This window comes from Dactylosporangium sp. McL0621, assembly GCF_049995355.1.
GTDB lineage: Bacteria > Actinomycetota > Actinomycetes > Mycobacteriales > Micromonosporaceae > Dactylosporangium.
Map to the genome: position 1 here is coordinate 10511660 of NZ_CP188259.1, position 19241 is coordinate 10530900.

Below are 19241 nucleotides of genomic sequence, written 5' to 3' on the forward strand. Positions count from 1 at the left end.
GTGACGGCGCTAAGAAAGGCCCTTGAGCAACAGGTCCGTGAACGCGTCGACGACCTGCTCGTCGCCGTAGGCGTGGCCGGGCGGCAGCGCGTAGCTCACCAGGGCCAGCATCGCGCCCATGGCCGCGGCGAGCAGCTCGGGCTCGCCCGGCAGGGCGTGGCCGCGCTCGCGCAGCCACTCCAGGTGCTCCCGCAGCACCGCCGTCTGCCCGGTCAGGTCGCGCCAGGAGCGGCCCGAGGCGGGGTCGGCGGCCACCATCGACTGGAACAGCGCCACCTGGATCGCCCGGTGCTGGCGCATCACCCCCCAGGCGATGCCGATGTGGGCGCGCAGCTGGTCGCGGTCGGTCAGGTCGTGGTCGCGGGGGTGCCCGGTGGCCGCCATCCGCTCGTCGGCGGCGTCCTCGATGTCCTCCAGCAGCGCCCGCAGCAGCTCGTCCTTGTCCGCGAAGTGCTCGTAGAACGAGCCCGTGGAGCGGCCGGCGGCGGCGGTGATGTCGGTGATCTTCGTGTTGAGGTAGCCGCGCTCGCCGAACAGCGTGCGGGCCGCGTCGAGCAGCGCGGCCCGGGTCTGCGCGGCCCGCGCCTTGCGTACCCCCTGGCTCATGGCGAGTGATCCTTCCAGATTTCCCGGGTTGACGAGCACCACTCTACCGAACATACTTTCACCGAAGTTCGATTCAGTGAAGCTTGATTCGGCCAAAGGGGAGGGCGCGACATGCGAGCGATCGTGATCGGGGGCGGGGTCGGCGGGGCCACGGCGGCGCTGGCGCTGCGGCGCATCGGGGCCGACGTGACGGTCTACGAGGCGTACGAGGACCCGGTCGGCTACGTCGGGGCGTGGATCAGCCTGGCCGCCAACGGGCTGCGGGCCGTGGACGCGCTGGGCGTCCTGGACGCGGTGCGGCGGGCCGGGTTCGAGATCGAGCGGCAGCGGATGTGGTCGGCCGGCGGCATGCTCATCGCCGACGTGGCCCGCGGCCGCCGGAACAGCGACACGCTGCGCAGCGTGTCGCTGATGCGGGGCCGGCTCGTCGCCGCGCTGCGCGAGGCCGCGGCCGGAGCGGGCGCCCGGATCGTCACCGGCGCCCGGCTCAACGGGGTCACCGAGGCCGAGACGGGCGTGCGGGCCACGTTCGAGGGCGGCGCCACCGACACCGCCGACGTGCTCGTCGCCGCCGACGGCATCTGGTCGACCGTACGGGGCGTGCTCGACCCGGCCGCGCCGGTGCCGCAGTACGCCGGGCTGTACTCCGTCTCCGGCATCGCGAAGCTCGACGGGGTCGACCCCGGGGTGTTCAACATGACCTTCGCCCGCAACGGCGCCTTCCTGCACCTGCGCGCCGGCGCCGAGGTGTGGTGGTCGGCCCAGGTCAACTCGCCGGTGCCCCCGGCCCGCGACGGCGCCGGCCGGCTGGACGAGCTCGCCGCGCTCTACCGCGAGGAGGCGGGGCCGGCCGCGATCATCGCCGCCACCGTGTCGCTGCAGCCGGCGACCCCCATGCACGTCGTCGACCGGGTCAAGACGTGGCACAGCGACCGGATCGTGATCATCGGGGACGCCGCGCACCCGGTCGGGGCCGGGCAGGGCGCCTCGATGGCGATCGAGGACGCGCTGGCGCTGGCCGCGGCGCTGCAGGCCGAGGCCTCGATCGCCGGGGCGCTGCGCCGCTACGACGCCGAGCGGCGGCCCCGGATCGCCAAGGTGCTGGGCACCGCCGAGGACAACCGCCGCGCCAAGAAGGCCGGCCCGGTCAAACGCCGCATGCAGGCGGCCATGATGCGGATCTTCGTGCCGATGTTCTACGAGAAGGCGACGGCGTGGTTGTACGCGTACGAGCCCGCCCGGCTCGCCCAGTAGATTTGGCGCGGTGAAGCAGATCGACGACCTCGTCCGCGGGGCGGTGGCGTACGAGGACGGGCTCGACCTCCTCGCCGTCGCCCCCGCCGCCGAGGTCGACCCGGCCCTGTCCGCCGCCATCGCCGACGCCGTCGCACAGCTCGCGCGCGGCGGGTGGCAGCCGGCCGAGCTGCATCGGGCCGTGGTGCGCCGCGGCGGGACCGACCGTCCGCTCCTCGGCCAGGCCGTCGTGGACGCGGTCGCCGGGCTGCTGCGGCGGTACGACCGCCGGACGGTCGACGAGCGCTGGCTCTCCCAGGCCGACGAGCTCGGGGCGAAGGTGTGGTGGAGCGCCGACGCGCACTATGTGTCGGAGCTCACCGCCCGGCGCCGGCTGGACCGGATCTCGGTCGTCGACGACCTGGTGGGCCTGCTCGTCGTGCTCGCCGAGCTGCCGGCGATCGAGGTGCTGGTACCGCCGCCGGGGTCGGCAAAACAGCTGCCGAAGAGCACCCGGGTCGACGAGCGCCTGCTCGACCGGGTGCGCGCGCTGCTGGCCAAGGCCGAGTCGACCGGCTACCCGGCCGAGGCCGAGACGTACACGGCGAAGGCGCAGGAGCTCATCGCCCGCCACGCGATCGACGAGGCGCTGCTGGCCGGGCGGGAGGGCACCGCCGCGGTGGTGCCGTTCGCGCGGCGGATCGGGGTCGACCACCCGTACGAGGGCGAGAAGGCGTCGCTGCTCAGCGCGGTGGCCCGGGCGAACCGCTGCCACACCGTGTGGTCGCCCGACCTTGGCTTCACCACCGTGTTCGGCTTCGACTCCGACATCGACGTCGTCGACCTGCTGTACACCTCGCTGCTCGTGCAGGCCGGGCGCGCGATGTCGAGGACCGAGCCGCCGGGCGGCAAGGCGGGGCGGGCCCGGCTCAAGGCGTTCCGCCAGTCGTTCCTCGTCGCCTACGCGGTGCGCATCGGCGAGCGCCTGGCCCGCGCGACGGAGCTGGCCCTGGAGGAGGCGGCCGCGGCGAGCGACCTGCTGCCGGTGCTGCGCTCCCGCGACGAGCAGGTGCGCGAGACGATGGCCAAGGTCTTCCCGCGCACCGTGCGCGGGCGCGGCAGCCGGGTCGACAGCCGGGAGGGCTGGGAGTCGGGCCGGGACGCGGCCGACCGGGCGATCTTGAACTGAGCGTTCGTCCGACGCCGGACGGCCCGTTCGTGTGCGATCCTCCCGCGCATGATTGAGCTTCCCGCCGGGCAGGTCGCGGCCGGTCACCTGCCGCACGTCTGCCCCCGCCACGGCGAACCCGCGATCGAGATGAAGCGGATGCGCCTGGTCTCGAAGCCCCCGCCGTGGGCCGCCGTCCTGATCGTCCTCGGTGGCATCGTCTACGCCATCGTGGTGATGGTCCTGCGCAAGACCGTCCAGGCGGCGGCGTTTCCGTGGTGCGCCCAGTGCAAGGCGGCCCGCTCGCGCAACCTCGGCATCGGGTTCGGGGTGCTCGCGCTCGGCCTGCTCCTGATCGTCGGCGGCATCGCCACGATCGACGGGGACGCCGGGCCGATGCTGTTCCTGCTGGGGCTCGTCGTGCTCATCGTCGGCATCGTCGTGGCCTCGCGCAGCAACTTCCAGGTGATCAGCGGCGCCTACGTGTCGCAGGACGGGCAGCGCGTGGAGCTGACCAAGGTCGACCCGCGGTTCACGCACGCCCTGCAGTACGGCCGGGTCTGATAAAACGGGCCGCGCACTCCGCCAACTGGTGTGCGCGGCCCGCCTCCCCCGCCCTCAGGGGGTCTATTTCACGGGGTGGTCGTCCACACGAAGGTGGCGCTCGCCCCGGTGCTCGCGGTGACGGTCACGGTGCTCGTGCCGGCCGCGGTGGCCGAGCCCGAGATGACGCCGGCCGAGTTGATCGACAGCCCGGCGGGCAGGCCGCTCGCCGTGTACGTGGCCTGAGACCCACCCGCTGTGGCGCCGAAGGCCCAGCTCACCGCCTTGCCGACCGGGCTGCTCATGCCGTAGGGGTTGGGCAGCAGGTTCGCCGGGACGGTCGCGGCGGTGACCGCGAGGCTCCCGGTCAGCGGCAGGTTGCGCGAGGAGTTGCCGACCGAGATCTGGTACGTCCCGGCCGCGGTCGTCCACGCGTTGCCCGTCGTGTTCCAGTACGCCAGATCCTGCTGCGTCACCGTGAACGTCACGGTGCTCGACGCGCCCGCGGCCAGGCTCACGCGCTGGAAGCCCTTGAGCGCGCGCGGGGGCTCCCCGGCGGACGCCGGCGCGGTGACGTACAGCTGCACGACCTCGGTGCCGGCCCGGCCGCCGGTGTTCGTGACGGTCGCGGTGACCGTCGCCTTGCCATTGGCCAGCGCACCGACCTGCAGGTTCGAGAAGCCGAAGGAGGTGTACGACAGGCCGTAGCCGAACGGGAAGAGCGGCGCGATGTTCTGGCTGTCGTACCAGCGGTAGCCGACCTTGAGGCCCTCGGAGTACTGCACCTGGTTGTTCGCCCCCGGCCACTGCGCCGCGGTGTGCGCGGGCACGTCGGCCAGGCTCTTCGGGAAGCTCACGGGCAGCTTGGCGGACGGGTTGGCGTCGCCGAAGAGCAGCGCCGCGGTCGCCGTGCCGACCTGCTGGCCGGCGTAGAAGCCCTCGAAGACCCCGGCCACCTGGTCGAGCCACGGCATCGTGGTGGCCGAGTTGGTGTGCAGCACCACGATGGTGCGCGGGTTCGCCGCGGCGACCTGGCTGATGAGCTGGTTCTGGGTGCCCGGCAGGTCGATCGTGGTCTGGTCGGAGCCCTCGTTGCCGTAGTTGTTGCTCGCGAACACGATCGCCACGTCGGAGCTCCTGGCCAGGTTGACGGCGTTTGTCAGGTTGCTGCTGTCGTTGTACGTCACGGTCGTGCTCGTCCCGGCGACGCGGTTCTGGATGCCGGTCAGCGGCCAGACCGTGCCCGAGCTCGTGGCGGTGGCGCTGCCCCCGCCGACGCCCTGCACGCCCGCCCCGCCGTCGACGCCGAGCACGGCGATCGAGTGCGTGGTGCCGGTCGACAGCGGCAGGATGCCGTTGTTCTTGAGCAGGACCGTGCCCTCCTCGGCGCCGCGGCGGGCCACGTCCTGGTGCGCCGCGGTGCTCACGTTCGCCGCCGGCGCGCCGGTCTTCGGCCGGTCGAAGAGCCCGAACGCGAACATCGGGGTCAGCACCCGGGTCACCATCAGGTCGAGCTGGGCCGTGCTCACCTGGCCGTTGGCGACGGCCTGCCTGAGGAAGTCGGCGAAGAAGTACCCGCCGGGCATCTCCATCGTCATGCCGTTGTTCGCGGCCGGGACGGTCGAGTGCGCCGCGCCCCAGTCCGAGGTGACGAACCCGCCGAAGCCGGCCTGCTGGTACAGCGCGGTGTTGAGCAGGTACGGGTGGTCGCAGTCGTACGTGCCGTTGACGGTCGAGTACCCGCACATGATCGACGCGGTCGCGCCCTGGGTCACCGCCGCCTGGAAGCCGGGCAGGTAGATCTCCTGCAGCGTGCGCGTGTCGACGATGGCGTTGTCGGCCGGCCCGTTGCGGTTGGTCTCCTGGTTGTACACGGCGGCGTGCTTGGCCTGGGCCATCACGCCCTGGCTCTGGATGCCGCGGATGTCGGACGCGGTCATCCTCCCGGTGAGGTACGGGTCCTCGCTGAACGTCTCGAACGCCCGCCCCCAGCGCGGGTCGCGCACGATGTTCAGGGTCGGCCCCAGCGCCACGTTCGCGCCCTTGCCGGCGAACTCGGCCCCGATCGCCGCGCCGTACTCCTGCTCCAGCGCCGGGTCGAACGTCGCCGCCGAGGTCACCGCGGACGGCATCTGCGTCACGCCGCCCATGCCGTCGCCGACCCCGCCGGGCCCGTCCTGCAGGCCCAGGCCCGGGATGCACAGGCTCGGGATGCCGTCGAGGTTGCCGATGTACGGCGACGAGGCGCCGTTGCCGTGCAGCAGGGCGATCTTCTGGTCGGTCGTCATGCGGCCGAGCAGCTGGCTCACGCGGGTGGCCACGGGCGCGGTCGAACCGACCCACGGACAGCCGGCCGGCGGACTCGTTGTCGTTGTCGTCGTCGTGCCGATCTGGCGGACCTCGAACTCCCACAGGGAATAGCCGTACTGCGTCGCGCGGGCCGTCCCGTACATCCGGACGTACCGCCCGCTGCCGCTCACGGCCAGCGTCTGGGTTCCGCCGGCCCCCGTAGTGGTCGAGTAGGCCGTCGTCCACGTGCTGCCGTTGTCCGACAGCTGGATCTGGAACGCGGTCGCGTAGGCGGCCTCCCAGTTGAGGACCACCTGGCACACCTGCGCGCTCGCGCCCAGGTCGACCTGGATCCACTGCGGGTCGGCGAACGCGCTCGACCAGCGGGTGCCGGCGTTGCCGTCGACCGCGCTCGCGGCCGGGCCGGCCGCGTTCTCGCTGGACGACGCCGTGGCCGGGCGGTTGAGCGCCGCGTTCGTGGTGCCGCACGTGCCGGGGGTGCCGGTCTCGCCGTACACCTGGAACTCCCACAGCGAGTAGCCGTACTGCGTCGCGCGGGCCGTGCCGTACATCCGGACGTATCGGCCGGTGCCGTTCACGGTGAGCGTCTGGGCGCCGCCGGTTCCCGTGGTGGTGCTGTACACGCCGGTCCAGGCGGCGCCGTCGGCCGAGACCTGGATCTGGAAGGCGGTCGCGTACGCGGCCTCCCACTGGAGCTTGACCTGGCTGATGGTCGCGCTCGCGCCCAGGTCGACCTGGATCCACTGCGGGTCGCCGAAGGCGCTGGACCAGCGGGTCCCGGCGTCGCCGTCGAAGGCGCTCGCGGCGGGGGTGCCCGCGTTCTCGGTGGAGGAGGCGGTGGCGGGCCTGCCCTGCGACAGCAGCTGGGTCGCGGCCGACGCGGTGAGGGTGGTGACGACGAGGTATCCGGCCGCGAGCACGGCCACGACCAGGGGAATGACGCGTTTCATTCGGTGACCTCTTGGCGGAGAGGCTTTACACGCCCTTCGGGTGAGAGAGCGCTCTCTGAAGAGTTCCCCTTGTGGGCCTGGCTGTCAAGGGCCCCCATCGATTCCTTGGGGAGAGCGCTCTCCGGTGGTTTTCCCGATTTTGGTCGCGGGTATGCGTGTTCGTATGAGGCATCAGGGCGTTGGGCAGGTCGTTGTCATCACCGGGGCCAGCGGCGGGATCGGGCGCGCCACCGCGCGGCTGTTCGCCTCGCGCGGGGCCGCCGTGGCGCTGCTCGCGCGCGGCGAGGCCGGCCTGCAGGCGGCCGCCGAGGACGTCGAGGCCCGCGGGGGCACGGCCCTGCCGATCGCCGTCGACGTGGCCGACCAGCACGCCGTGGACGCCGCGGCGAGCCGGGTCGAGAAGGAGCTCGGCGAGATCGACGTGTGGGTCAACGACGCGTTCACCTCGGTGTTCGCGCCGTTCATGCAGATCGAGCCGGAGGAGTTCAAGCGCGTGACCGAGGTGTCGTACCTCGGCTACGTCTACGGCACGCGCGCGGCCCTGGACCGCATGCTCCCCCGCGACCGCGGCGCGATCGTGCAGGTCGGCTCGGCCCTGGCCTACCGCGGCATTCCCTTGCAGAGCGCGTACTGCGGGGCGAAGCACGCGATCCAGGGCTTCCACGAGTCGCTGCGCACCGAGCTCCTGCACGACAAGAGCAACGTCCACGTGACGATGGTGCAGATGCCGGCCGTGAACACGCCCCAGTTCGACTGGGTCCTGTCGCGCCTGGGCCGCCACGCCCAGCCGGTGCCGCCGATCTACCAGCCCGAGGTCGCCGCGCGCGCCGTCGTGTACGCGGCCGACCACCCGCGGCGCCGCGAGTACTGGGTGGGCGCCTCGACGGTGGGCACACTGATCGCGGACAAGTTCATTCCCGGCCTGCTGGACCGGTACCTGGCCCGCACGGGCTTCGACTCCCAGCAGACGTCCCAGCCGCGCGGCGCGCACGAGCCGCGCAACCTCTGGCGGCCGGCCGACCGCACCGAGGACTTCGGCGCGCACGGCGACTTCGACGACCGCTCCAAGGGGCGCGCCCCCCAGCTGTGGGCGTCGCAGCACCACGGCCTGCTGGCGGCCGCGGGCGCCGGCCTGATCCTTCTGGCGGGCGCGGCCGCGGCCCGCCGCCGCTGACGCTTTTCCGACAGTGTTGAACCGTCCCGCGGCGGGCGGCGTGAGCTCGGTATGCGCATTCTGTTCAGTGCGTGCCCCTTGTCCGGACATGTCGCGACAATCCTGCCGCTCGCGCTGGCCGCGCGGGCGGCGGGGCATGAGGTGGTCGTCGCCACGGGCGCGGGTGTCCTCGCGCCCCTCCTCCGGCACCGCCTGGAGACCTGGCCCGTCGGCACGCCGGAGGCCGGGCTGCCCGGCGGCGGTACGACGGCCCAGCGCTCCGCCTTCTTCGCGAACTCGGCCGTGCGCCGGGCCGAGGACCTGATCCCCCGCGCCCGGGACTGGCCCCCCGACCTCGTCATCTCCGACACCGCCGAGGTCGCGGGCGTGGTGGCCGCGGCCGTGACGGGCGCCCGGCACGTCGTGCACGGCCTGGGCATCATGCCCCCGATGGTCCTGTGGAACGCGTACGCGGTGCACCTGGACGGCCTCCTCACCCGCTGGGGCATCCCGGCGACGGCGGACGCGGTGCGCGAGGCCACCTACCTGGACGTCTGCCCACCCGCCCTGCGCCGACCGGGCGAGCCGATCTGGACCCGGACCCTGGACCTGCGACCGACGACGGCCGGCTGGGGCGCGCCGCACCCGGCTGCTTCGCCCCCGCAACTGACGGCTTCGCCCCCGCAACTGACGGCTTCGCCCCCGCAACTGACGGCTTCGCCCCCGCAACTGACGGCTTCGCCCCCGCAACTGACGGCCGATCTTGACGGCAGTTCGCGCCGCCAGCTGACGGCCCGCATCGACGCCCTGCCGCACCGCGACACGGTGCTGGCCCGCCCCGGCTCGCCCGCCGAGGCCGCCGCGATCCTGAGCGCCCTCGACGGCCAGCCGATCAACCTGGTGATGTGCGCGGACCCGGCCGGCCTCGGCCCGCAGCCGCCGAACGTGCTCGTCACGCCCGGCCGGCCCGACCCCGCGGTGCTGTCCCGCTGCCACGTTCTGGTCTCCCGGGGCGGCCCCGGCGTCGCCCTGCCGGCGCTGGCCCACGGCCTGCCCCAGCTGATCCTCTCGCTGGAGAACACCGCGCCGGACGGGGACATGACGCACGCGGGCGCGGCGCTCACGGTCAACGCGCCGGACCCCGCGGCGGTGGAACGCGCGGTGCGAACCCACGTCCCGCGCCTGCTGAAGGACCCGATCTTCGCCGCCGCGGCCGCGTGGGCGCAGGTGGAGATCGCGGCGATGTCGTCGCCGGAGGCGGTGGTGCGGGCATTGACCACGGAGGGAGTTCCCGCCCTGCGCTGAACCGGTCCGCCTCCTCCCTTCATCCGATCGGCTCGCGGGGCCGCGTTTGCCGGACCGGCGGGGCGGGTAGCGTCGCGATCATGTGGCTGATTGCACGCTCCGCCCTGCTCGGTATCGCCTCCGGTGGGCGCAGTCTCGCGGCGCCCGCGGCCGTGGCGTTCGGGGGCGGCTCACGGGGCCTGCGCGTGGCCACCGCCGCCGCGGCCGCCGGGGAGTTCGTGGTCGACAAGCTCCCGGGCGCGCCGAGCCGCCTAGCCGCTGCGCCGCTGGCCGGGCGGCTCGTCTTCGCGGGCCTGGCCGCCGGGTTCCTGGCCCGGCGCGAGGGGCGCAATCCGGTGCCTCCGGCCCTGGTCGCCGCGGCCGGCGCCGTGGGCGGGAGCGTCGCGGGCGCCCGCTGGCGCGCGTACGCGCAGGACCGCCACTGGGCCGCTCTTCCCGCCGCCCTGGCCGAGGACGCCGTGACGTGGACCCTGGCCACGACCGCCGCCCGCCGCTGACTCAGCCCCGCGCGAACCGTCCACCCGCCGCTGACTCAGCCGCCCGCGAACCGTCCCGCCCTCCGCTGTTTCAGCCCTACACGAACCGCCCGCCGCCGCTGTTTCAGCCCCACGCGAACCGTCCCCACCCGCCGCTGTTTCAGCCCTACACGAACCGCCCGCCGCCGCTGTTTCAGCCCCACGCGAACCGTCCCCACCCGCCGCTGTTTCAGCCCTACACGAACAGTCCACCCACCGCTGACTCAGCCCCACACGAACCGTCCCCGCCCGCCGCCGGCTCGGCCCCACGCGAACCGTCCCCACCCGCCGCTGTTTCAGCCCTACACGAACAGCCCACCCACCGCTGACTCAGCCCCACACGGACCGTCCCCGCCCGCCGCCGGCTCGGCCCCACGCGAAGCGAACGGCCGCCGTTGACCGAGCTGCGCGCAAACCCGAACGCCCGCGGCCCGGCCAAGCCACGCGCGCGTTCGTGAACCGCTGCCGGCCTCGCGAGACGCGGACACGACCCCTCGGCCGCCGCCCAGCCCCGAGCACAGGCACCCGATGACCGCGCCGGGCGGGGTCAGAGGGCGTGGCGGGGGTTGTGATCCTCGCCCGGGTCGTCCTCGTTGGCTCGCGGTATTCGGGACGGTAACGGGATCGCGGGGCGGCGGGACGGCAGGGCCGGGAGCGCCCCCCGGAGCGGTGCGTCGTCGGGCCGGTCGGGGCCGAGGCGCGAGTGTCTGCCGGACAGGCCCGCCGGCAGAGCCGGGCGCGGGCCGTCGGTGCCGGGGCGGGCGCGGCGGCGCAGGGACAGCAGGGACGCGGCGCCGAGCAGGGCGGCGCCCAGCGCCACGGCGACCGAGGGCAGGTACGTCGGGATTCCCAGGTACACCGTGATGCCCAGAATCCGCGACAGGCCCCACGGCAGCAGCGCCATCTGGTCGTTCCAGATCGTCAGCGCGCGCTCCAGGCCCAGCACCGCCACCAGCCCGCCCAGCACCACCAGCGGCACGCCCAGGCCCGCCAGCACGACCGCCGTCGCCCGGCGGCGGGGCAGCGAGTACCGGTCGCGCAGCACGAGGGCCACGGCGACGAAGAGCCAGGCGAACGCGGCGAAGGCGATGCACACGTAGATCGAGCGGCGCACGGGGTCGGTCCAGAACGCGAACCAGTAGCCGCCGGGGCCGTGCAGGATCATGGCGGCCAGCAGGATCACCGTGCGCAGCATCGCCACGCCGCCGATCGCGGCCCACAGGTGGAACGGGTCGCGGCGCCCGGCCACCACCCGGGCGGTCAGGGCGAACAGCAGCCAGCCGCCGAGGGAGACCACGAGGTGCGCGGGCGCGGCGAACCAGGTGAACACCAGCCGCGACAGCATGAGCGCCGCGGCCGGGACGGCGATCACGAGCAGCCGGTCGAGCCGGTTCGGCAGCGGCGAGAGGTCGGCCAGGCGCCACGGGCGGGTCGCACCGAGCCAGAGCGCGCGCATCCCGGTGGAGCGGCCGACGGCGCCGACGAGCAGGAGCAGCACGACGAGGCCGAGGAGGATGCGGGCCAGCACGGCCATGAGCGGGTCGCGGTCGGCCCGGGTCGCGCCGATGTCGGCGGCGGTGAAGTTGTACGCCGGCAGGTCCACGTCCCCGCCGTAGCGCGCCACGTGCGCGTCGCGGGCCGTGCGGTACTGCCGCTCCGCCACCAGCCACGCCGAGCGCGCCGACGCCGAGCCGGTGTCGAGCCACTGGGCGTGCCGCAGGAACATGGCGCGGTAGGCGCCGAGCGTGCGGAACAGGTCGGTCTCGTAGGCGAGGGTGTCGATGAGCTTCGCCCGCAGCGTGGCGTCGCGCCAGGTCGCCGGGTCGGTGGCGGCGATCGTCTCCTGCATCGAGGCGGCCAGGGCCACGGCACGGTCGCCCTCGGCGATGGTCTGCTCGAGGCGGTCGCGGCTGACGGCGTAGATGCTGTCGAGCGCGGCGGAGTCGCCGGTGACGATGTCCCACTCGAAGATCCACATCATCGGCGGCGGCTCGAGGCCGAGCGCCTCGACCTTGTCGTCGGCGTAGGGGCCCAGGTAGAGGCCCTTGGTGACCGCCTCGCGGGACATGGACATCATGCGGCAGATCGCGGTGACGGTCGCCGGGTCGTCGGAGAAGGTCTGCCGGGCCCAGTCGGCGGTGATCTGGGCCGCCGGGGTGGCCGGGTCCCAGGCGAGCCGGCCGAGGGCGTAGGAGTTCAGGTCGTACAGCTGCCAGAACCCCGAGCGGAGCAGCAGCGTCATCGGCCCGGCGCGCAGTGGCCCGCCGTCCTGGGTCCAGGTCCACACCCCCTCGACGTGCGGGTTGGCGGCGAGGAAGCGCTGCAGCGCCTGCTGGTGCAGCCCGGTGAGGTCGTTGGGCAGCGAGCCGAACGCCTCGAACTCGCGCCGGGACTGGAACTCCACGATCCGCCGCTGCGCGCCGACCTCCAGCGTCGAGTTGAACGGCAGGTGGCTGTAGAAGTCGCCGAGGGAGTACTTCGTCGACACGATCAGGTGCGAGTTGTCGAAGCCGCCGAGGACCTGCTCGTAGGCGGCCGGGTCGGTGTGCAGGTCGCCGACCGCGCCGACGCCGACGGTCCAGGTGCGGAAGATGATGTCGCGCCCGGCCTCGCCCGCGGCGCCGAGCAGCGTGTCGAGCATGGTGCGCACGGCCTGCGGGGTGGTGACCGCGATCTTGGAGCTGTAGTCCCAGCCGGGCTGCTTGTAGACGTCGCCGCCCTCGCCGACGCGGATCATGAGGCCGCTGACGAACGGCATGCGCTCGAAGAGTTCGGCCAGGCCCAGCGCGTACACCCGCCAGAAATGCGGATCCTCGACGTTGAGGCCGCCGTAGGTCTTTTCGAGGTACTGCTGCAGCGGGGGCGACACGGCGAGCATGTCGGTCAGCAGGTACACCTTCATGCCCATGTCGGCGGCGTAGCGGAACACGGGCGCGAAGGCGGCGGTGAGCGCGTCGGCGCGGGCGATGTGCGAGTCGGCGCCGGGGTAGACCGCGTGCCCGTCGCCGACCCGGCTGAACGCGATGTACTCCAGGAAGCCGGGCAGCACCACGGCGTTGTACCCCTGCGCGAGCGAGTGCTCGACGAACTGGTGGAACTGCCGGGAGATCCGCTCGACGGCGACCTGGTCGACCCACGGCGCGCCCGGCAGCAGCGCGCCGCCGACGACGTCGGTGTTGAGCGAGTAGTCGGTGCCGGCGGCGAAGGCGGCGACGTCGGGCTCGCGGCCGACCGAGCCGGCGTCGGTGAGCCGCAGCCCGAGGCGGGGCGTGACGATCTGGGCCTTCTGCCCGTCGGGCAGCGGCGGCTCGCCCGAGCGGATGCGGTCGACGAGCGCGTAGAGGCCGGAGGCGGCGCCCGTGTCGTCGCCGCCCGTGATCGCCAACGGGTCGTCGATGCGGTAGGAGCCTGCGGGGATTGACTGATCTACGTGTACCGCTAAATCGGCCGGACCGTCGTTGACGATCACCGGCCGGACGGCACCGCGGGTCGCCAGGGCGTCGGCGACCGCGGCGGCGGCCAGGGTGAGCCGCGGCGAGGCGGGCAGCGAGATCGACGCGATCGCCACGGGCGCGGGGGCGGCCACGTCGGCGACGGCGGGGCGCTCAACGGGGATCGCGGCCCGGTCGAAGCGCAGGCCGAGGGCGCCGCCGACCCCCCAGGCGACGAGCGCGCCCAGCACCAGCAGCGCCACCAGGGTGGCGAGCGGGATGCGAGCACGTCGTCGGGTCACGGGCGACATCGTAGGCCGGGGGTCCGACATTTCCGAGGCTGATCATCGGGCCGTGACAATATGTGCCGGCTCGGCTACGCGGGCCTCGTCAGCCCGCCCCGAAGCAGACGAAGCTTTCGGCGCTGGCCCGGTCGCGCGGCCCCGCGGACGCCTGGGCGGCGGCGAGGGCGGCGGCCGGGCCAAGGCCCTTGGCGAGGTGGCCGTAGAAGGCACACATGAGCTGGCGGGTGGCGCCGTCGTCGACCGGTCCGGTGGAGGCGATCACGGTGGCGGTACCCATGTTGAGCAGCGCCGCGACGAGTCCCATGAGCTCGTCGCCGGGGTGGACGTCGGCCAGGCCGGTGTCGCATCCGGACAGCACCAGCAGCGCGGGCGGGCGGCGCAGGGCGGTGAGGTCGTACACCGTGAGGGGCCCGTCGGCGAGCATGAGGAACGAGAAGAGCGGGTTGTCCACGCGGAACTCGCCGTGCGCGGCGATGTGCCCGACCGCGGCCCCGTCCAGCGCGGCGAGGGCGGGCTCGACCCGCGCCCGGTCGCCGGCGAGCACCGTCGCGCCCGGCCGGTCGGCGGCGATCTCGCGCACCTCGTCGGCCGCCTGCTCCGCCGAGTGGGCCCCGACCAGCACGAGCTTACCATCCACAGTGGACATAGTTACGCGCCGCAGCCAGATCGTCGCGGAGGGTGCGACGGTCAGCGAGCGGCCGCGGAGGCGGGGTAGCATTCCCCACGGCAGCGCGTGGAGGGCACCGGTCGGCACCAGGACCAGCGGCCCGTCGCCGAGCAGATCGGCGAGCGGGCCCAGCAGGAGCCGGTCGAGAACCTCGGCGCGCCGCTCGAGTCGCTCGCCGCCCGCGGCGTGTCCCAGCACCTGGTTGTGCAGGGCGAACCTCAGCGACTCCAGCTCGGCTCGCACCGCATCGATCTCGCCAACAATGCGATGCGTGACCCTGCGCCCGCGCACGACGAGGGCATGCAGGCGCCCGTCGATGTCCAGCAGTTCGACGAGCACCCGCTCCCCCAGCGCCGCCGCGAGTGCGGGGATCGACAACTCCACAGCGTTTGGTGAAGAACCGGGCGCCCGCCACGAGCGGCGGCGGATCTCGGCCTCCAGCACGCGCTGCCGGCGCAGCAGGCGGCTGGTGCGCTGCGGTCCCGTCGGCGCCGCGGCCAGCTCGCCGTTGATCCGCCGCAGCTCGATCAGGTGCCGGGCGACGACCGGGTCGGTGGACGGGTGCGTCGGGGGCAGGGAGAGTGCGGCGGCGCGGCACCGCTGGGCCCAGGCCAGGGCGGCGGCCGGTCCGCCGTGGACCAGGGCGAGCCGCAGCCGCAGGCCGGCCAGGGCCGCGGTCTCCGCGCTGCCGCGCACGCGCAGCTCGGTGGCGCCGAGACTGGCCCGGTACGCGTCGGCCTGCCGCAGCCCCGAGGTGGCCGCCCGGACCGACTCCGCGACGGCTCCGGAGGCGAGCTCGACCCGGGCGCGGATGTGCCACCAGCGCACGCGCAGCGGGGCCGGGCCGAGCTTGGCCGCGCCGCCCGCCTCGGTGAGCAGCTCACGGGCGGTGTAGAGCTCGCCGAGGTCGACCGCGAGCTGGGCGGCGTCGAGCAGCGCGTCCCAGCCGGGCTGCACCCAGCCGGCCTCGAGCAGGTGCGCCGCGACCGAGCGCAGGTCGCGCAGGGTGCCGCGGTTGGCCTTGCCGAGGGCGACGACGGCGGCGAGCTCGGCGACCCGGGCCCGGGCGCTCCACACCGTGCGCCCCTGGCGCTGGAACACCCGGCGCGCGGCCGCGGCGGCCTCCTTCGACTCGGCCGGGGTGCCGGCGGCGAGGCCGTGCCGGGCGAGCGTGAGGTGGGCCTGGCCGAGCACCGAGTCGAGGTGGCCGTCGGTGCAGGCGTCGATGGCGGCGCGGATGGAGGTCTCGGCCTCGGGCAGGAGCCGGACCGACAGCAGCAGGTCGGCCCGGTCGAGCAGGCCGACGGCGGCGACGCCGGTGCTCCACAGCCGGTCGTGGGCACGGTCGTAGCGGGCCAGGGCGGTGGGCACGTCGCCGGCCTGGGCCGCGACGAAGCCCAGGTTGTGCTCGACCTGGGCGGCGGCGGTGGCCATGCCGAGCCGGTTGTAGAGCGCCTGGGCGGCCCGCAGGTCGTTCTCGGCCTGTTTGAGGTTGCCGCGGTACCCGTGCAGCACGCCCCGGTTGGTCAGGGTGCGCGCCTCCCACACCTGGTCGCCGGACTCGCGGAAGGCACGCAGGGCGCTGCGGTACAGCTCCATGGCCTGCCGGTCGAAGCCGAGGCGGCGCAGGATCAGCGCGCGCTGCATGATCGCGCGGGCCCGCCGGTGGCCGTTGAGCTCGGCCACGGCGCGGTCGATCTCCTTGAGCGCCGCGCTCGGCCGGCCGAGGTCGTCGAGGATCAGCGCGTGGCTCATCCGCGCCTCGGCCTCGTGCACCCGCAGGCCGTGGCGGCGGGCCACGCTCATCGAGGCCTTGAGGTGGGTCGCCGCGGCGGCGGCGTCGTGCTGGGCCTGGGCGACCAGGCCGAGGGCGCGCAGGGCCACCGCCTGGCGGCCGGGGTCGGCGTCGCGCTTGGCGTCGTCCAGCGCCGCCTCGGCGAGGTGCTTGGCCTTGCCGGGATCGGCCATGACAATCGGGAGCAGCCGCTGCGCCAGAGCTTCGTCGGCGGAGGGGAGCACGGACGCTGCCGTCATGGTTGCATCCTGCCAAAGGCTCCGATGTGTATCACGGAGCCCGGAGCGCGACTCATGTCACCGGCCTCATTGTTGATCCGTTTTGGGGAGCATTCATGTCCGTACCAAACGATCGTCTTCGGCGGTGGGAGCAGGTCCGCACCGCACGCCTGTCCACCTTGCCGTGGTTGCGTACCGAAGTACAGTCCGGCCGGCCCGTGCGCTTCGTCGCCGACGAGATCCTGGTCTCCGAGCGCGGCGCCGGGATCGCGCACCGCACGCTCAACGGCCTGGGCCACCGGGCCGGTGACATCACGGAGGACGAGCCGCACGCCGGCCTGCGGCGGTTCAAGGCCCGCGGCCTCGACGTCACCGCCGCGGTCCGGCAGCTGCGCGGCCAGCTCCCGGACGCCGTCGTCGGCCCGAACCACGTGTTCATGTCGACGCCGTACGAGCACGGCGGCCCGTTCGGCCCGCCCATGGCGGCCGACGCTCCCCCGTCCAAGCTCGCCCCTTCGGCCGGAGGTGCATCCTCCGTACGGGTCGTTGTCATGGACACCGGGGTGTACGTCGACAGCCCGCTCCTCGCCGGCTGCTACTCGGCCACGCCGGAGAACATCGAGTCCGTCCTCGACGGCGACGACAACGGCGAGCTCGACTCCGACGTGGGGCACGCGAACTTCATCGCCGGGGTCGTGGTGCAGGCGACCGACGCGGCCCAGATCCGCATCGTGAAGGTCCTCGACACCTTCGGTGTGTGCACCGAGGCCGACCTGGCCGCCGCGATCGGCGGGCTCACCGACGTCGACGTGCTCAACCTGTCGCTGGGCGGGTTCTCGTTCGGCGACCAGCCGCCGGCGATCCTCTCCGCGGCGCTCTCGACGTTCCTGTCGGGCACCGGGCGCGTCGTCGTCGCGGCGGCGGGCAACGACGGCATCCAGGACCGGCCGTTCTGGCCGGCGGCGTTCGCGGCGAGCAACTCGCCGTGGGCCTCGCAGGTCCTGGCGGTGGCGGCGCACGACGGCAACGGCGTGTGCGAGTGGAGCAACCGCGGGTCGTGGGTCAGCCTCGTGGCGCCGGGCGCGGAGATCGTCAGCACCTTCATCCACCACCCGAGCTTCACCTCGGGCTGGGCGGCGTGGAGCGGCACCTCGTTCGCGGCGCCGAAGGTGGTGGCGGCGGTGGTCGAGCGAGCGGCGGCGGCCGGGTCGGTGACGGCGGCCGCGGCGCAGGTCAAGGCCGAGGCCGGGCAGCAGCAGCTGGGCGGGTTCCCGGCGCTGCGCTGAACTGGGGGCCCGTGGGGGGAGGGCGCTGCGGGCGGCGAACCGCAGCGCCCCGAAGGAGAGCCGCACCGCCGGCGCGGGTCCGGGGTGCGGGAGGCGGGTTCGGACGGGGCGTTGAAGAATGGGACGGCGATAACCCCCGCATGGAGGAGGCCCGTCCTGGGCGCGCTCGAAGTCGTCGTGGCACTCGGTGTCGCGCTGCTGCTGGCCGGCATGATCGCCCAGCGTGTGCGCGTGGCGCCGCCGGTGTTGTTGCTCGTCATGGGGGCATTGCTCGGGCTGGTGCCGGTGCTGTCCATGGTCCGGCTGCCGCCGGAGGCGGTGCTGCTGCTGTTCCTGCCGGCGCTGCTGTACTGGGAGAGCCTCACCACCTCGCTCCGCGAGATCTACAGCAACCTTCGCGTGATCGTGCTGCTCTCGACGGTGCTGGTGATCGCGACGGCGGGCGGGGTCGCGTACGTCGCGCATCTGCTCGGGGTGGCCTGGGGGCCGGCCTGGGTGCTGGGCGGGGCCATCGCGCCCACCGACGCGACCGCCGTGGCGGTGCTCGCGCGCGGGCTGCCCCGGCGCACGACAACGGTCCTGCGGGCCGAGAGCCTCGTCAACGACGGCACCGCGCTGGTGATCTTCGGGCTCGCGCTGACCGTGACGGTCGACGGGGGTGAGCTGGCCGCGGGGCAGGTGGGGCTGCTGTTCCTGCTCGCGTACGCCGGTGGTGTGCTCGCCGGGTTCGTCACCGCCTGGCTGGCGATCCTCGCGCGGCGCGCGATCGGCGATGATCCGCTGCTGGCCAACACCGTCTCCGTCGTGACGCCGTTCGTGGCGTTCCTGCTGGCCGAGATCGTGCATGCGTCGGGGGTACTCGCCGTGGTCGCCTGCGGCCTCGTGCTCAGCCAGACCGGGCCGCGTACCGTGACCGCCCGCACGCGGACCCAGGCGGTGGCCTTCTGGACGCTCACCACGTTCGTGCTCAACGGGGCGCTGTTCGTGCTCATCGGCATGCAGCTGCCGGACTCGGTGCGCGGGCTCACCGACGGCACCCTCGGGCACGCGGCGGTCGTGCTGGCGGCCGTCGGCGGCACCGTGGTCGGGCTGCGGTTCGCGTGGGGGTTCACGACGCCGTACCTCATCCGCGCCCTCGACCGCCGCCCCCAGCAGCGGCTGCGGCGGGTCGGCGCGCGGGCGCGGCTCGTGAACGCGTTCGCCGGATTCCGCGGCGCGGTGTCACTGGCCGCGGCCCTCGCGGTGCCTTCCGCGGTGGCCGAGCGGGACCTGATCGTCTTCGTCACCTCGGGCGTCATCGTGCTGACCCTGCTGCTCGGGCTGTGTATGCCGGCCGTCGTACGCTGGGCGCGGCTGCCCGAGGACGACGGTCCGCGGCAGGAACTGCTGCTGGCCCAGACGACGGCGACCCGGGAGGCGCTGGACGCGCTGCCGGAGATCGGCACGCGGCTCGGGGCCGAGGAGCTGGTGGTGTCGCGGCTGCGGAAGGAGTACGAGCAGCATCTCGCCGGCTTGGACGCGGGCGACGAAGAGAGCGACCGTGTGGAGCGGATCGAGCACGAACAGTACACAACGATGAAGCTGGAACTGCTGGCGCACAAACGGGCGACGATCGTGCGGCTCCGGGATGAACGCCGGATCGACGACGTGGTGCTCAGGCAGTTGCAGGGCAGACTTGACATCGAAGAGGTTCGACTCACAGGCACCTATACGACAGAGTGAACCAACCGATTGTCCGACCTCCACACCGGGCACG

General features: G+C 73.7%; 12 protein-coding genes. 8 read left to right on the forward strand and 4 right to left on the reverse strand.

The annotated features are described in order from the left end of the window. Window positions 1–9 precede the first annotated feature (9 nt). A complete protein-coding gene (locus ACPPVO_RS49750; protein ID WP_426506128.1) occupies window positions 10–606 on the reverse strand; it encodes a TetR/AcrR family transcriptional regulator in 597 nt (198 codons plus the stop codon). A 111-nt stretch (window positions 607–717) separates the two neighbouring features. Here ACPPVO_RS49750 and ACPPVO_RS49755 point away from each other — a divergent pair, with 111 nt between their 5' ends. From ACPPVO_RS49755 to ACPPVO_RS49765, 3 genes are read left to right on the forward strand one after another with little or no spacing between them, the layout of a single operon-like run. Beyond that, the gene (locus ACPPVO_RS49755; protein WP_426506129.1) at window positions 718–1860 is read left to right on the forward strand and encodes an FAD-dependent oxidoreductase; all 1143 of its coding nucleotides are present in this window, start codon (window positions 718–720) and stop codon (window positions 1858–1860) included. Between the two features lie 10 nt (window positions 1861–1870). Further along, a complete protein-coding gene (locus tag ACPPVO_RS49760) occupies window positions 1871–3028 on the forward strand; it encodes a DUF2786 domain-containing protein (protein ID WP_426506130.1) in 1158 nt (385 codons plus the stop codon). 48 nt (window positions 3029–3076) lie between these two features. Beyond that, the gene (locus tag ACPPVO_RS49765; RefSeq protein ID WP_426506131.1) at window positions 3077–3571 is read left to right on the forward strand and encodes a hypothetical protein; all 495 of its coding nucleotides are present in this window, start codon (window positions 3077–3079) and stop codon (window positions 3569–3571) included. A gap of 68 nt (window positions 3572–3639) precedes the next feature. Here ACPPVO_RS49765 and ACPPVO_RS49770 read toward each other — a convergent pair whose 3' ends face one another. Beyond that, complete coding sequence (locus ACPPVO_RS49770) at window positions 3640–6810, reverse strand: discoidin domain-containing protein (RefSeq protein ID WP_426506133.1); 3171 nt, start codon at window positions 6808–6810, stop codon at window positions 3640–3642. 163 nt (window positions 6811–6973) lie between these two features. On the opposite strand from ACPPVO_RS49770, the gene ACPPVO_RS49775 reads away from it, so the two are divergent. From ACPPVO_RS49775 to ACPPVO_RS49785, 3 genes are all read left to right on the forward strand, one after another. Continuing rightward, complete coding sequence (locus ACPPVO_RS49775) at window positions 6974–7984, forward strand: SDR family oxidoreductase (protein ID WP_426506135.1); 1011 nt, start codon at window positions 6974–6976, stop codon at window positions 7982–7984. Between the two features lie 78 nt (window positions 7985–8062). Next, the gene (locus tag ACPPVO_RS49780; RefSeq protein WP_426506136.1) at window positions 8063–9268 is read left to right on the forward strand and encodes a glycosyltransferase; all 1206 of its coding nucleotides are present in this window, start codon (window positions 8063–8065) and stop codon (window positions 9266–9268) included. A gap of 80 nt (window positions 9269–9348) precedes the next feature. After that, window positions 9349–9765: a hypothetical protein gene (locus ACPPVO_RS49785; protein WP_426506138.1), complete on the forward strand. Its 417-nt coding sequence runs from the start codon at window positions 9349–9351 to the stop codon at window positions 9763–9765. 565 nt (window positions 9766–10330) lie between these two features. Here ACPPVO_RS49785 and ACPPVO_RS49790 read toward each other — a convergent pair. Together ACPPVO_RS49790 and ACPPVO_RS49795 are read right to left on the reverse strand one after the other, a co-directional pair. Further along, on the reverse strand, window positions 10331–13168 hold the full coding sequence (locus ACPPVO_RS49790) for a hypothetical protein (RefSeq protein ID WP_426506140.1): 2838 nt from the start codon (window positions 13166–13168) through the stop codon (window positions 10331–10333). Window positions 13169–13604: 436 nt separating this feature from the next. Continuing rightward, window positions 13605–16220, reverse strand: a complete 2616-nt coding sequence (locus ACPPVO_RS49795) for a CHAT domain-containing protein (RefSeq protein ID WP_426506141.1) — start codon at window positions 16218–16220, stop codon at window positions 13605–13607. A 167-nt stretch (window positions 16221–16387) separates the two neighbouring features. Here ACPPVO_RS49795 and ACPPVO_RS49800 point away from each other — a divergent pair, with 167 nt between their 5' ends. Together ACPPVO_RS49800 and ACPPVO_RS49805 are read left to right on the forward strand one after the other, a co-directional pair. Beyond that, window positions 16388–17485, forward strand: a complete 1098-nt coding sequence (locus tag ACPPVO_RS49800; RefSeq protein ID WP_426506143.1) for a S8 family peptidase — start codon at window positions 16388–16390, stop codon at window positions 17483–17485. A 177-nt stretch (window positions 17486–17662) separates the two neighbouring features. Continuing rightward, window positions 17663–19207: a Na+/H+ antiporter gene (locus ACPPVO_RS49805; RefSeq protein WP_426506144.1), complete on the forward strand. Its 1545-nt coding sequence runs from the start codon at window positions 17663–17665 to the stop codon at window positions 19205–19207. Window positions 19208–19241: the final 34 nt, after the last annotated feature.

Coding starts and splice junctions, on each gene's coding strand:
- ACPPVO_RS49750 (WP_426506128.1), bottom strand. CDS start 606: ATGAGCCAGGGGGTACGCAAGGCGCGGGCCGCGCAGACCCGGGCCGCG.
- ACPPVO_RS49755 (WP_426506129.1), top strand. CDS start 718: ATGCGAGCGATCGTGATCGGGGGCGGGGTCGGCGGGGCCACGGCGGCG.
- ACPPVO_RS49765 (WP_426506131.1), top strand. CDS start 3,077: ATGATTGAGCTTCCCGCCGGGCAGGTCGCGGCCGGTCACCTGCCGCAC.
- ACPPVO_RS49770 (WP_426506133.1), bottom strand. CDS start 6,810: ATGAAACGCGTCATTCCCCTGGTCGTGGCCGTGCTCGCGGCCGGATAC.
- ACPPVO_RS49775 (WP_426506135.1), top strand. CDS start 6,974: ATGAGGCATCAGGGCGTTGGGCAGGTCGTTGTCATCACCGGGGCCAGC.
- ACPPVO_RS49785 (WP_426506138.1), top strand. CDS start 9,349: ATGTGGCTGATTGCACGCTCCGCCCTGCTCGGTATCGCCTCCGGTGGG.
- ACPPVO_RS49795 (WP_426506141.1), bottom strand. CDS start 16,220: ATGACGGCAGCGTCCGTGCTCCCCTCCGCCGACGAAGCTCTGGCGCAG.